The following is a 14,288-nucleotide window of genomic DNA, read 5'->3' as shown; positions in this document are numbered from 1 at the left end:
CTTAACTTAAAATTTCTGATAGTCTTGGTTCCATGCATACTTTAACTACATAAAGTGAAACTGTAATCAGTGGGGGTTTCTTTATCCCTACTGGATAGAGGAACACAAGCTAAAACCTAAAACCTTCACATCCTGTGAAAACGCTTGTGTGATCAACATCCTGTTGCCCCTAACCAATCGAACTTTTACCCGCAGTTAATGCAGAATAAATATTGCGTTACAAAAAACAGGCAAAAGTCTTCACATTTTTTTGCTCAAGTTATAAAATAGTAATATACTATTTTCCTAAAGGAAACTTTATTTCTTCTACGATACTTTTTGAAATGAGGGAACAACATGGTTTACAAACGACTAACAAAACCGTCTGCTGAGGCGGTTTTAGACGGAGATATAACAGGCTGGCGACGAATTTTACCGTTTCTTGGTCCAGCCTTTATCGCAGCAGTTGCCTATATTGATCCAGGCAACTTTGCGACAAACATAACAGCTGGTTCACAATATGGTTATTTACTTCTTTGGGTAATTGTCTTTTCCAATTTGATGGCGGTGTTAATTCAATCTTTGTCAGCAAAGCTTGGTATTGCGACTGGTAAAAATTTGCCCGAGGTAGCACGGGAGCATTTTTCTAAAAGAACATCTATATTTTTATGGATACAGGCTGAATTGGTGATTATCGCAACAGATCTTGCAGAATTTATTGGGGCAGCACTAGGGCTGTACTTGTTATTTAATATTCCAATGTTACCTGCAGCACTTATTACAGCAGTCGGTTCATTTGCCATTTTAGAATTACAACGCAGAGGCTTTAGAGCATTTGAAGCAGGTATTTCTGGCATGGTGCTAATTGTCGTACTAGCCTTTGCATTCCAAACGTTTTTAGCACAACCAAATTGGGGCGAAGTAACAATTGGGATGTTCACGCCGCAATTTGAAGGGGTAGATTCCCTGTTACTCGCAACAGGAATATTAGGAGCAACGGTTATGCCACATGCTATTTATTTACATTCTTCATTAACACAAAGTCGTATTGTTGGACGTAATGACAATGAAAAAAGACGTATTTTCCGTTTTGAGTTTATTGATATTGTGATTGCGATGATTATTGCTGGTGCCATCAATATGAGTATGCTAGTTATTGCAGCAGCAGTATTCCATACACAAGGTATAGTAGTGGAGGATCTAGATGTCGCTTATAACGGTTTAAAAGAGGCGCTCGGTCCAATGGCAGCAGTATCCTTTGCTCTTGGACTTCTCATCGCAGGTCTTGCAAGCTCTTCAGTTGGTACACTAGCAGGTGACGTCGTGATGCAAGGCTTCATCCAAAGAAAAATACCGCTTTATTTGCGTAGAGCTATTACAATGTTACCTCCACTAGTTATCATTGCATCTGGAGTTAACGCAACCTATGCCCTTGTTCTAAGTCAAGTTGTTCTATCCTTTGGTATTGCATTCGCCCTTATACCTCTTGTTATGTTTACAAGTAAACGGGACATTATGGGAAGCCTAGTCAACCATCGTATTACAACATTTTTAGGCTGGTGTATAGTCGTACTTGTTGTAGCTTTAAATATATATTTAATATGGGAAACGATATTTGGTTAGAAAAAATGCCAGGCACTCATTTTGAATGCCTGGCATCTACTTTTTTCTAAAAAGCCCCTTTATATATCTACCTTTTCAATATTTCGAATCGCTAAATAGGCAACGCTGATACCGATTATTGCTAATGTTATTGGAACGAAGATAATATCATTCAATGAAAAGTTCCCTGTATTCGAGGATACGACCGATACAATGAGTATTGATGATAAAATCGTTGTTGGAATGGAGTATTTTCTCATACCAAAATACAATGGGATCAATGCCATGCCTGATGCTGCCACGGCATTCATTAATACAACTGGAATACGCTGCATAATTAAAGTAGTCGTTAATGTATCCGGAATTAATCTAAAACTTTCTGTAATAACACAAAAAATCGTCGTTACTAAAGCATTTGATAAGATAATTGCACTAAAGGTAAAAAGAATAACAATGGCTAGCTTTGAAGCAATCAATTTTTTTCTATTTATTGGATACATAAATGCCAAAGTGATCGTTTTATATTTGTATTCTCCAATAATAAGTTTAGCGATTAAAACAGATGCAAAAATGATAAATACTGCTCTTACCATTGCATCTATGAAGGTTAGTGCCATCTGATAATTTTCAAGACCTGGATCTTCTTCTATTTTAGTGATAAATAAAAGCATAAACATGACACCTAATATCACAAAATTTGCGAATATAGCTCGTTTTACATAGGAACCTAAATGATACTTTTTCATTTCCAGACGCATTAAATTAAGCATTAACGACACCTCCATTGATTAACTTCAAGAAATAATCCTCTAATGAGCTTGTTTTTTTGCTAATGCCCTCAATTTCAATATCATGCTCAATCAATGTTTTAGTTAGCACCTTTTGAGAAGCTGTTGATTCATAAATTCGAATAGAGTTATCATCCATTAGCTTGAAATTAGTAATATGTAATTCCTTTTCTATAATAAAGGCTGCTTTTTTCCCATCGTTAACAATCACTTCAATATACTCTGCCTGACTATGATTGACAGCGTCCATTGAGACTTCTGTAATTAATCTTCCATTCTTAATAACGCCAATGGTATCAGCTATTTGTTCAATTTCACCCAAAATGTGACTAGAAATAATAATTGTAATTCCATACTCTTTGCAAAGCATCTTGAAAAGCTCTCTAAGTTCTTTAATTCCAACAGGATCTAGTCCGTTAATCGGCTCATCTAAAATAAGTAATTCCGGCTTAGTAATAATCGCACGCGCGATACCCAACCGCTGTTTCATCCCAAGAGAAAAGTCTTTTACACGTTTCTTCTCTGTGTTTGTCAGTTTCACTAGATCTAGGACATGAGTAATTTCTTTCTTGTCATAATAGCCCATATATTCGCAATGTAATTCTAAGGTTTCCTTTGCTGTTAAATTTTCATAGAAAATCGGATATTCAATAATTGTACCTAGCCTTTTCAGCACTTCATAGGATTGATCAGTTAATTTTTCACCAAAGATTTCAATGTCTCCACCCGTTGGCTTCGTAAGATTTGTCAGCATTTTCATGACTGTGGTTTTTCCGGCACCGTTAGGACCTAAAAAGCCATAAATTTCTCCCTTTTTCACATGCATATTGACGGCAGAAACCACTTCTTTTCCCTCATACACCTTTGTAAGCTGATTTGTTTTCACAATATATGTCATATAGATCTCTCCCTTAAATTTAGCTAACCTTATTATAAAAAACGAAACTCTCAAATTTATTACTGGATTCTTACAAATTTCTTAAGCACAAAAGAAAAGCTTGTAAAGCAATTAAAATGCTCTACAAGCATGACTGTTCAGTACATTATTCGTTTTAAAGAAACCGTAAAAATGGTTTTCTCATATGGAATACTTGAGAGCTGTATGGAGCCATCCATTAATTCTACAAGACGTTTTGTAATGGTTAAGCCAAGGCCACTACCTTGGAAGGATTTATTTCTGGAATCCTCAAGCGTATACATTCTTTCAAAAACATTATCAATATGATATTCGTCAATGCCTTTACCACGATCCCATACATCAATAAAGATGTTAGTATCATCATTTCTTACTGAAAGTCCGATTACGTTTCCAGCTGCCCCATAGGCAATAGCATTAGACAGTAAATTGTTCAGAACCCTATCTAATGCCTCCTCATTTCCAAGTGCATTCAAGGATATCTCTGGTATGGCAATATCAATTTCTAGCCCCATAGAGGTGACCATATCGTAAAATGATAAAATGTTTTTACGGCAAATTTCACTGACATTGATTTTAGTCATTGGATAATCTGTATCTCCAGCCTCCAATTTTGCCAAGTCAAAAAATGTATGGATTATTTTTAATACTTCCAATGTTTTCGAATGAACACCAGTAAGCAATCGTTGCCGCTCCTCTTCACAAAGTGAGTTCTTAAGCTGCAGCATTTCAGTATAACCTAATACAACTGTTAAAGGTGTTTTAAGATCATGCGAAATATTCGCCAACATCTTTTTCATAGAACTCTCCATTTTTCGATGTGTTGCTAGTACTTTTTGATTGTGATCCAACAAGGTATTCATCGCAATAAGTAGTTGCTGTATTTCTTGATTAGCTGTCGATACTAAAATCTTCTCGCTCGATTGTTCATCAACGATTGCTTGCAGTTTTTGATGCATGTATTGAATAGTAGCGTCTTGTTGTTTTTTTGCTCTCACCTGAAAAATTATAATACCTAGGAGCAATACAATTATAAATAGTAGAAATATAATCACCTGTTTATCCTTCAAATTTATAGCCAATTCCCCAGAGCGTTTTAATATATTGAGGGTTGGATGGGTCGTCTTCAATTTTTTCGCGTAATCTTCTTATATGTACATTAATAATGTTTTCATCTCCATAGTAAGCATCATTCCAGATTAGTTGATAAATTTGCTGCTTTGTAAAAACGCGATTACGATTTGTCACGAATAATTTCAAGATGGCAAATTCCTTTGACGTGAGCTTTACTTGTTGTCCATTCTTCTCAGCTGAAAAATTAACAAGGTCGATTGATAAGTTGTCTATCTCTACTGTATCTTTCTTCTCCTCTACTTGACTGGAGTATTTTGTAGCTCTTCGAATTGCGGCTTTGACACGTGCTGAAAATTCCAGCATAGAGAATGGCTTAGCGATATAATCATCTGCCCCTAATCCTAATCCCAACGCTTTATCAACATCACTATCCTTGGCTGACATAATGATAATTGGAAGTGATGCTTGCTCTCTTATAATCTTTAAAACTTCTAATCCATTAAGTTTCGGTATCATAATATCCAAGATCACTAAATCAAAGGGATTGTTTAAACAATTTTGTAATGCTTCCTCACCATTTACCGCAGAGGTGACAAGGAATCCCTCCATCGTTAAATAGTTTTCCACCATTTCACGAATGGCTTCGTCATCTTCTACTAGTAATATATTGTTTTGCACTTTCATGCACCTCTTCCTAATATAAAGCAGTCTATATATGACTTGGTCATTACTATGATCATCACCACAAAGAGGGGTTGATTTCCGTTCCAGCTGGGCGCTTTCCTGGGGGCGTCCGATGAGCCGCTTCACTCGCTGGGCTCGCTCCAGGGTCTCATCTGTGACGCTAATCCCCAAGGAGTCGGCCAGCCTCCACTCCAATCAACTTATATGCATGGTATACGTTTCAACAAATGTTATACCTGAAATTTGGTGATGTGTCATTTCTCAATTAGTTTACCATATTAAGGTTGTGCACCAAAAGTGAAGGACGATTTGAGAAACTAAAGTCCCCTTTCTTCTTCTCTCCAGTACAAACAGGTATTTTTAATTAACTAGGATTACTCATCATTTTGCTTATTCTTGTAGTCTACGAATCGATGATTGCAATTATGGGGATACGAGGTCTTGGAGCTTAAAGATTAATCGTTCCCTCGCAGTATTTTGAACTCTAGGGTTACAAATTTATTATTTAACTTAAAAAACTGCCTTGCAAGTCATTTTCTATGACTCACAGGGCAGTTTTAATTTTATTGTTCTACTTTTAAATCACATTCCTCTAGTGGAAGCATTTTTGTTTTATGCTTGATTTTATAGCCAAGCCATAACAGTAAGAACAGTGGAATACCAATATATGAAACAAAGACTCCGTACCAATCAATTTTGTCACCCATAAAGGCAGTGTAATTTTGACCGATCACAACAATCATACAAACTGTAAAAGCAAATAGCGGACCGAATGGGAATAGCTTTGCTTTATATGGCAACAATTTCGGATCCAAGCCTTGTGCCTCGAACGCTCGACGGAAACGATAATGGCTATATGCAATTCCTAGCCAGGCAATGAAGCCAGACATCCCAGAGGCATTTAGAAGCCACATATAGACTACACCGTCACCAAAAAATGAAGCTAAAAATGCTAGGGAGCCTACAGCTAATGTCGCCAATAATGCATAAATGGGAATACCTCGACGGCTTAGTTTAGTGAAAATTTTTGGTGCATGGCCATCTACTGCTAATTGCCACAGCATACGAGAAGATGCATAGAGCCCTGAATTCCCTGCTGACAGCATAGCCGTTAAAATCACGGCATTCATCAATGACGCTGCAAAGGCAATTCCTAAACGGTCAAATACTAGTGTAAATGGTGATACAGCGATATCCTCAGACAACAAACGTTCATCTGTAAATGGAATCAGCATCCCAATTGCAGCAATCGCTAAAATATAGAATAAAAGAATTCGCCAGAAAACAGACTTAACAGCTTTCGGAATATTTTTACCAGGGTCATCCGTTTCCCCTGCTGTTATTCCTAGTAGCTCTGTCCCTTGGAAAGAGAATCCCGCAGCTAAGAAAATACCAAATGTAGCAAGGAAACCACCGTGGAATGGTCCATCACTAATAAAGAAATTCGTAAAGCCTACAGGAGCTTGTCCACCTAAAATACCAAAAATCATTAAGAAACTGACGATAATAAAGATGATTACAGTTACAACCTTGATCATTGCAAACCAATATTCACTTTCACCATAGCTTTTTACCGATAGTAAATTGAACGTTAAAACTATAATGATAAATAAAGCAGTCCAAAGTGCTGATGAGCTATCCGGGAACCAATATTTCATAATTAATGATACAGCAGAAATCTCTGCCGCAATGGTGATTGCCCAGTTGTACCAGTAGTTCCAACCAAGGGCAAAACCTAAAGCCGGATCTACAAATTTTGTAGCATACGTACTAAATGAGCCCGATGATGGCATATAAGCCGCCATTTCGCCTAAGCTCGTCATTAAAAAGTACACCATAATACCAATTAATGCATAGGCGAGCAGTGCTCCGCCAGGGCCTGCTTGCGCAATGGCACCACCACTAGCTAAAAACAACCCTGTACCGATTGTACCGCCTAATGAAATCATAGTAATATGACGGCTTTTTAATTCTTTTTTCAGCTTCGGCGCTTTATTACCGAGCTGATTCACTTTTATTTCACTCACGATATAGCTTCCTTCCTTCTTTAAAGAGGCAAAAAAAATGCCATCACATGAACGTAGTGATGGCTAAGTTAATCCTCAGTTCTTTCAAAAACGATAGCTCAACACGTTGTTCCAAACGTGACAGTTCTGTTCCTTTCGGAGACAGCCCCAGCATGAGGTTTTCAAGTCCCCTCACACTTCGGCGATATTTCCTTTCCACTAACATCTCTAATGCTTGTCATTTCCATTAGTATACTCTTAAATACCGCGACCTCTACCTCAATACAAACTTGAGGCATATAATTATTAAATTTATGATGTGTATTAGTTTAACATACGACCTTTGACATTTCAATAACTCGATTAATGTTCCGTTTTTTTTGAATTTTCCATCACTTTAAATAATTTAATACAATGGCATAGTAGTTCGATTATAATTGTTCTAACAGGAGGGATTTATTTGACTACTGATGAACATTCGACTACTTATCTTAGCAGGAAAATCAGCTGGAGAGGAACAACCTTATTACTAGTGATCGGCGTAATTTGTATTGCCTCGACATTACGAATGCCACTAACAGTTGTTGGGCCCATTATTTCCTTTATCCGTGAAGATCTCAGCATATCCAATGTACTCGCGGGCTTTCTAACAACAATCCCATTGCTAGCATTCGCAATCATATCACCATTTGCCCCTAATGTCGCACGTAAATTAGGGCTAGAATTAACATTATTTTTATCTACTATTCTTTTAGCATTAGGAATTATAATACGCTCCCTTGGCACAACTACTTTACTCGTGTTTGGTACTGTGCTAATTGGTATCGCCATTGCATTCGGTAACGTACTTATTCCAGGATTGCTTAAATTGAAGTTTCCCTATCACATAGGTTTACTTATGGCATTTTTCACAATGTCGATGAATTTGACAGCTGGGCTTGGTGCTGGCATTAGCTATCCTATTGCCAATTCATCATTTGGCTGGCAAGGTGCACTGGCCATCTCGCTTGTACTAGTGGGATTAACCATTTTAATTTGGATTCCACAGTTGAAATTTAATAAGCCTGAGCCTACTTTGAAGATTACAAAAGAACGTACACCTTTATGGAAATCACCTGTTACTTGGGCTGTAACAGGTGCTATGGGGTTACAGTCATTATTATTCTATACAACTGCTGCCTGGATTCCTGAAATATACATAGCGCAAGGCTTAGCCGCAGATCGTGCCGGCTGGATGTTCTCCATCATGCAATTTTCACAAGTCCCGATGGCTTTAGCTGTACCTATTATTGCTAGTAAAATGACGTCTCAACGCCCCCTTGTATTCATGTTTACGTCATTTTACATAGTTGGCTTTATTGGGGTAGTGATGGAATGGACAGACTTCGCAGTACTGTGGATGGTGCTACTCGGCTTAGCAGGGGGTGCTTCATTCGCATTAGCGATGATGTTCTTTACACTACGTACCCGTTCAGCTTTTGAAGCAGCTGATTTATCAGGCTTTGCACAATCCTTAGGTTATTTATTCGCTGCAATCGGTCCAATCCTATTCGGATACTTGCATGATGTATTCGGCGGCTGGAACATCGTAGGCTGGCTCTTTGTTGTCGTAGTATTGATACTTTCCTTATGTTCTTTTAGGGCTTCTAAAAATGAATATGTAAATTAAAAAAGGCAGCTCATGTGCTGCCTTTTTCCGATTAATAAGCTGGTTTCTGATAAAAATAGTTCGGTGTATTATAAACATTGACATATGGCTTATGGAAAATATGCGTTGTAGCTGGTGAAAGAGGTGGAATCAACCATGTCCAATTCCCTGTAACTTCACGATTTGTTGCTGCTTCCGCTTCCTCAAACAATTTAAATTGCTGAGCTGCGGTATGATGATCTACAATGCTCACACCATCTTCTTTAAATGAATGTAATACCGCAATATTGAGCTCAACTAATGCACGATCACGCCATAGAGAAGCCTGCTTTGTTGTATCGAGGTTAAAAATTTCTGCTATAGCGGGCAGCATATTATAACGCTCATGATCAGCTAAATTACGTGCTCCGATTTCAGTGCCCATATACCATCCATTGAATGGAGCCGCCTGAAAATCGATACCTGCCATTTGGAAGCGCATGCTCGAAATCATTGGCACCGCATACCATTTTAATCCTAGCTTTTCAACTTGAGGAGCTTCAGGATGACGAATCGGAACCTCAAGTACATATTCATCAGGGATTGTAAACATTTGCGGCTCTCTTCCATCCACCTGCACAACAAGTGGAAGCACATCAAATGCTGTTTTCTCACCTTGCCAGCCAAGTGATTCGCATATTTTTGTAAACTCAACGGAATGTCGATCACCAATGATTCCAGATTCCGTTTCATAGCCCGCATAACGGATTAGCTGGTGATTCCATATACGCACTCGCCCTGGTGCAAAAACGGTTATTGTTGGACGAATTTTGCCGTCATTTGTTGCATATTGTATATGCTCAAGTAAAGCAGTGAACACAGCCTCTTCTTTTAAAATATCACGGGCATCTATAACATGTAGTGATTGCCAAAACAAACGTCCAATACACTTATTGCTATTACGCCATGCCACTCGTGCGCCGAAGGTTAATTCCTCCGTAGTCGGTATATATTCTCCTGTTGTTTTAATATGCTGTAATTTATTTTCTAGCCATGTTTTAGACTCATTTTGTTCTACTTGATAAAGTTCTAAAAACTGCTGTATCTCATGTAAATTCATATCGAATTCCTCCATCTACCCTCATATTAGAGGAATGGGACTATAATCACCACGAAAATATCTGTTGGAAAACATACATATTTCATATATGAAATACTTTGTTCAAATTTATAGACGGTCATCATGTGATTTCATCAGATACCAAAAGTGTAGCTTATGCAAGTGAGCTTTTTTCATTATCAATTATGCCCCGACATAATTGCGTCGTCCGGAATCGGCTTTGTGCTTAGGCCTGCAAATGTTTTTGTGCGAAAGCGTAGTGCTAACGTAGCGACAGCAAAAGGGTTTTATCTGCGCGAAAGCGAAGCGGCAGCGGCAACAACACGATGCAGGTCAGTTAGCCGTTATCGCATGGATGCGATGGTTTTAGGCTAACATCCCATAAGCACTCCTTTCCTATTTTGTGACATCCACCGAACTTCTTTTAACGGATGTTTGGACGCGCTGAAAAGTGACTTAAACGCATTCATCTCACCACCTATAAGACTTCAGCTGAAAGAAGTTAAATTTTTTTAGTGGATGAATGTCGCGAATCCTGTTAACAAATATTCATATTATAGATTTTAGAGAGGAGGGGAATAATTATGTCTCAAGACTATGGTAATGGATCTGGGTCTGGTTCATCATTTGCTCTAATCGTTGTTCTATTCATTCTTCTGATTATCGTTGGAGCTAGTTTCATGTCAAAATGTTATTAATACCCGGTAACACCTCTAATGCTCATAACGATTAGGATAATACAAACTTATCCTTTACACCTTCAAATATTTAATAAGGGTCACTAACCTCCGCGTGACCCCTTTAATTTTTCTTCTTTCAAAGTATTCATCCCTCTACAAACCCACAAAGTATATTTGACACTTCCATCTAACTTTGCGAGCATAATAAAAAGCACCCCTGATGAAATGCCTAAAAATCCACTCTACGTCTTTTAGTTTTCATCTAACCTACCCTATTATTTGAAATAATTTGTTCAAATTTACTAATCATTTCTCCAAATATAGTATCTCAATCTAACTTTACATATGATAAAAGATTTTTTCTTAATAACTAAAATTTTATGTTTAATTAAATATAAATTTGTACATCCTCTTAATAGTTTCAAAACTTAATGAGGAGGAGATTTGAGGTGAATGATTTCGAGAATACTAACATCTCCCATGATTTTATTCAAAAAGGACTACTAAACATAAAACTATCTAAAAATATTACTACTATAAAAGAAGCTTTCGGAAACAGTAGTGACCTTATTATACGGGAAACATTAATAGGAAAATTAAAGGAACAATCAATCGCCATTATTCACACTGATGGTTTAGCTGATACAACCGTAATTTCAGACTTTATCGTAGAGCCTCTCTTATCTGATTTAACGGAGACTTCCGAAACAACAATCAATGAATTAAATCAACATTTAAAGAATTACTGTTTAACAGTGGGACATGTTAACGATATTGTTGATTTTACTGCATTGTTTAGTGCCATTTTAAATGGAGACACCGTTATTTTACTAGATGGTCTGGCAAAAGGGATTGCTACGAGTACAAAAAGTTCGAAGGATAGAGCAGTGACAGAACCCTCAACAGAATCTGTCATTAGAGGCCCTCGGGAATCATTTACAGAGACTTTGAGAACTAATACCGCTTTAATTCGGCGTAAAATTAAAAGCCCAAACCTTTGGATAAAATCTAGGGTCATTGGTGATGTTACTCAAACAGATGTTGCCGTTATGTATATAAATGGAATTGCAAACGGAAAAATTGTACAGGAAGTTTTTGAACGATTGGATCGAATTGATATTGATGGCATTTTAGAAAGTGGCTATATTGAAGCGCTAATTCAAGACCCAAAATTCTCGCTATTTCCTACTGTTTATAATTCGGAACGTCCAGATGTTATTGCAGGAGAATTATTAGAAGGTAAAATTGCTATTTTAGTAGATGGTACTCCCTTTGTTTTAATTGTACCTGCATTATTTACATCCTTCATGCAATCTGCAGAGGATTATTATCAACATTCATTTATCAGCTCATTTATTCGTATCATTAGGTTTTTAGGGATTAGTCTTGCCTTAGTTGCTCCTTCTCTCTATATTTCCCTTACGACTTTTCACCACGAAATGATACCCACATCTTTGCTCATCAATATTTATTCACAGCGAGAAGGTGTACCATTTCCTGCGTTTGTTGAGGCTCTAATTATGGAGATTGCATTTGAAGTACTTAGGGAGGCAGGGCTTCGTATGCCAAGAATGATAGGGCCTGCAATATCGATTGTAGGAACATTGATTATTGGACAAGCTGCTGTACAAGCAGGTATCGTTTCAGCATCAATGGTTATAATTGTAGCATTAACAGCGATATGTAGCTTCCTTTTTCCTGCATATGGATTATCTAATTCCATACGCATTTTACGCTTTCCTTTAATGGGATTAGCAGCAATGTTCGGGTTATTTGGAGTGTTTATAGGAATGATGTTTCTTATTATGCATTTATGTAGTTTACGTTCCTTTGGTGTACCTTATATGAGCCCTTTTGCACCAATAATTCCAAAGGATCAAAAAGATGCACTAATCGTTTTTCCACGCCGATCTTTGTTAACTCGCCCGCGATTAATTAGCCAAACTAATAATGTTAGAGGACATAAGCAATTACAAAATAAGAAACGACCTGCTCATTAACTATTAAAAAACTACTGTCAAAGTCAATGTGAAAACTCAAGGTTTAGAGACTATGTAGAACGCACAATTAAAGGAGTAATCTATATGGCTATGGTATTAGTAATATTAATTATTACAGCTTGTATTATTTTTTTTGAGTTGCCAAGTTTAAAAAAAGGAGATACTAAAACTGTTTGGACATTTTCCCTTTTGCTAACGATTGGTGTAGTCTTAAATATTGCTATAAGTTTTAAAGCAATCCAATTTAGTCCGCTGGATATAATTATGTATATTTTCCATCCAGTTAGTGATTTTTTAAAAACAACGTTATTAAAAAAATAATCTTAAGAAAGGAGGAATATTATGGAAAAGCAATTGATAAGTTCACGTCAATTCACAATAATTGTAATTCTCTTTACCGTAGGGACAAGTATTTTAATTATTCCTGCAAGTATCGCAACTGAAGTAAAACAAGATGCTTGGATTGTAGCCATTATAGGTACCTTATTAAGTATACCTATCCTAACACTGTTTATGGCTTTAGTAAAAAAGATGCCCACTCTATCCTTTGTAGAGATTACAGAAAAAATATTGGGGAGTTTTTTAGGGAAGATTGTTACCATTGGATTTGTCATTTTAACGTTGTTATCATCTGGCGAGCTACTATATTTTATCGGAAATTTCCTTCAGACAGAGGTAATGCCAGAGACGCCACCCGTTGTATTTTCAATATTATTTAACCTTATTATACTTTTTGCAGCTTATTCAGGAATAGAAGTTTTTGCGCGTACATTAGAAATACTATTCCCTGCTTTTCTGTTCATATTTATTATTTTTGTTTTATTTATAACCCCTGAAATAGAGATTAAAAATGTACAACCAATTTTAGAAGTTTCAGCACAACCTCTTATATATAGCATTTTACACTTTATGGGTTTATTTTCTTTTCCATTAGTCGTTATATTAATGGTTTTTCCATCAGCTATCAATAACTATACATCTGGTAAGAAAGGGTTTTATATTGGCACATTAGTAGGAGGATTAATTTTAACAATTGTTATAGCATTATCAATTTTAGTATTGGGGGTAACAAATACATCTCTTAGAACCTTCCCTAGTTACACGCTAGCGCAAAGAATTTCGATTGGTAATTTCCTGCAACGTATTGAAGTTATTATGGCTTTTATTTGGATGGTCACAATATTCGTCAGAGCCTTCATGTATTTTTACGCAACGGTAAAGGGGTTAGGAGAAATACTTAAAATTAATGATCACAGACGATTAATTCTCCCACTTGGGATGATTACAGTTGCACTTTCTCAAATAGTACATCCAAATAACATGCATTCTAGCAAATATAATCAAGAAACTTGGCCCTTATATATTGGAATATTTGCCCTTTTTCTTCCTTTGTTATTACTTATTGTCGCGAAATTGAGAAACATTAAGAACCCTGAAAATGAAAAATCAAAAAATAAAGATGCCGGAACAACCTAGACTGTACACTCAATATTAATCTAACTAATACATGGGGTGTGCAGTTTTGCATTTTAATCCCAGTTGAGCTTCTTTTACATACAAAAACTATGGCAATCATAAAAAAGCATGTTGCACAAATGTGCAACATGCTTGATGACCCCTACGGGATTCGAACCCGTGTTACCGCCGTGAAAGGGCGGTGTCTTAACCACTTGACCAAGGGGCCGTGGCTCCGAAGGCAGGACTCGAACCTGCGACAACCTGATTAACAGTCAGGTGCTACTACCAACTGAGCTACTTCGGAATAATGGTGGGCCTAAATGGACTCGAACCATCGACCTCACGCTTATCAGG

General features: G+C 37.0%; 13 protein-coding genes, 2 tRNA genes and 1 riboswitch. Of the genes, 7 read left to right on the top strand and 8 right to left on the bottom strand.

Annotated elements, in window-relative coordinates; all coding sequences use genetic code 11:
• Window positions 1-336: 336 nt before the first annotated feature.
• Window positions 337-1,602: an Nramp family divalent metal transporter gene (locus BFJ97_RS16965; protein WP_068985844.1), complete on the top strand. Its 1,266-nt coding sequence runs from the start codon at window positions 337-339 to the stop codon at window positions 1,600-1,602.
• Between the two features lie 59 nt (window positions 1,603-1,661).
• Here BFJ97_RS16965 and BFJ97_RS16960 read toward each other — a convergent pair whose 3' ends face one another.
• From BFJ97_RS16960 to BFJ97_RS16940, 5 genes are all read right to left on the bottom strand, one after another.
• Window positions 1,662-2,351 carry an ABC transporter permease gene (locus BFJ97_RS16960; RefSeq protein WP_068985843.1) on the bottom strand — a complete coding sequence of 230 codons (690 nt, stop codon included), beginning with the start codon at window positions 2,349-2,351 and terminating at the stop codon, window positions 1,662-1,664.
• Window positions 2,344-3,267, bottom strand: coding sequence for an ABC transporter ATP-binding protein (locus BFJ97_RS16955; RefSeq protein WP_068985842.1), 924 nt, complete (start codon window positions 3,265-3,267; stop codon window positions 2,344-2,346). The genes BFJ97_RS16960 and BFJ97_RS16955 overlap by 8 nt, the downstream gene beginning before the upstream one ends.
• A 137-nt stretch (window positions 3,268-3,404) precedes the next feature.
• A complete protein-coding gene (locus BFJ97_RS16950) occupies window positions 3,405-4,340 on the bottom strand; it encodes a sensor histidine kinase (RefSeq protein ID WP_068985946.1) in 936 nt (311 codons plus the stop codon).
• Between the two features lie 4 nt (window positions 4,341-4,344).
• Window positions 4,345-5,037, bottom strand: a complete 693-nt coding sequence (locus BFJ97_RS16945; protein WP_068985945.1) for a response regulator transcription factor — start codon at window positions 5,035-5,037, stop codon at window positions 4,345-4,347.
• 569 nt (window positions 5,038-5,606) lie between these two features.
• The gene (locus BFJ97_RS16940; RefSeq protein WP_068985841.1) at window positions 5,607-7,070 is read right to left on the bottom strand and encodes an amino acid permease; all 1,464 of its coding nucleotides are present in this window, start codon (window positions 7,068-7,070) and stop codon (window positions 5,607-5,609) included.
• 86 nt (window positions 7,071-7,156) lie between these two features.
• Window positions 7,157-7,334, bottom strand: a riboswitch (Lysine riboswitch).
• A gap of 175 nt (window positions 7,335-7,509) precedes the next feature.
• Between BFJ97_RS16940 and BFJ97_RS16935 the strand changes: the two genes are divergently transcribed.
• On the top strand, window positions 7,510-8,718 hold the full coding sequence (locus tag BFJ97_RS16935) for a CynX/NimT family MFS transporter (protein ID WP_068985840.1): 1,209 nt from the start codon (window positions 7,510-7,512) through the stop codon (window positions 8,716-8,718).
• A 31-nt stretch (window positions 8,719-8,749) separates the two neighbouring features.
• Here the strand turns inward: BFJ97_RS16935 and BFJ97_RS16930 are convergent, their stop codons facing one another.
• On the bottom strand, window positions 8,750-9,796 hold the full coding sequence (locus BFJ97_RS16930; protein WP_068985839.1) for a nitric oxide synthase oxygenase: 1,047 nt from the start codon (window positions 9,794-9,796) through the stop codon (window positions 8,750-8,752).
• A 222-nt stretch (window positions 9,797-10,018) separates the two neighbouring features.
• Between BFJ97_RS16930 and BFJ97_RS24825 the strand changes: the two genes are divergently transcribed.
• From BFJ97_RS24825 to BFJ97_RS16910, 5 genes are all read left to right on the top strand, one after another.
• Window positions 10,019-10,171, top strand: coding sequence for a hypothetical protein (locus BFJ97_RS24825; protein WP_175401789.1), 153 nt, complete (start codon window positions 10,019-10,021; stop codon window positions 10,169-10,171).
• A gap of 209 nt (window positions 10,172-10,380) precedes the next feature.
• Complete coding sequence (locus tag BFJ97_RS16925; RefSeq protein ID WP_068985838.1) at window positions 10,381-10,494, top strand: YjcZ family sporulation protein; 114 nt, start codon at window positions 10,381-10,383, stop codon at window positions 10,492-10,494.
• 413 nt (window positions 10,495-10,907) lie between these two features.
• Window positions 10,908-12,476 carry a spore germination protein gene (locus BFJ97_RS16920; protein WP_083227085.1) on the top strand — a complete coding sequence of 523 codons (1,569 nt, stop codon included), beginning with the start codon at window positions 10,908-10,910 and terminating at the stop codon, window positions 12,474-12,476.
• Between the two features lie 84 nt (window positions 12,477-12,560).
• The gene (locus tag BFJ97_RS16915; protein WP_068985836.1) at window positions 12,561-12,797 is read left to right on the top strand and encodes a hypothetical protein; all 237 of its coding nucleotides are present in this window, start codon (window positions 12,561-12,563) and stop codon (window positions 12,795-12,797) included.
• Window positions 12,798-12,818: 21 nt separating this feature from the next.
• Window positions 12,819-13,952 carry a GerAB/ArcD/ProY family transporter gene (locus tag BFJ97_RS16910; RefSeq protein WP_068985835.1) on the top strand — a complete coding sequence of 378 codons (1,134 nt, stop codon included), beginning with the start codon at window positions 12,819-12,821 and terminating at the stop codon, window positions 13,950-13,952.
• A gap of 136 nt (window positions 13,953-14,088) precedes the next feature.
• Here BFJ97_RS16910 and BFJ97_RS16905 read toward each other — a convergent pair.
• Together BFJ97_RS16905 and BFJ97_RS16900 are read right to left on the bottom strand one after the other, a co-directional pair.
• A tRNA-Glu gene (locus BFJ97_RS16905) sits at window positions 14,089-14,160 on the bottom strand.
• A gap of 1 nt (window position 14,161) precedes the next feature.
• A tRNA-Asn gene (locus BFJ97_RS16900) sits at window positions 14,162-14,238 on the bottom strand.
• Window positions 14,239-14,288 lie beyond the last annotated feature (50 nt).

The sequence above is a fragment of the Lysinibacillus xylanilyticus genome (genome assembly GCF_001708185.1).
Lineage (GTDB): Bacteria > Bacillota > Bacilli > Bacillales_A > Planococcaceae > Lysinibacillus > Lysinibacillus xylanilyticus_A.
This window is presented reverse-complemented; position numbering and strand designations above follow the sequence as displayed.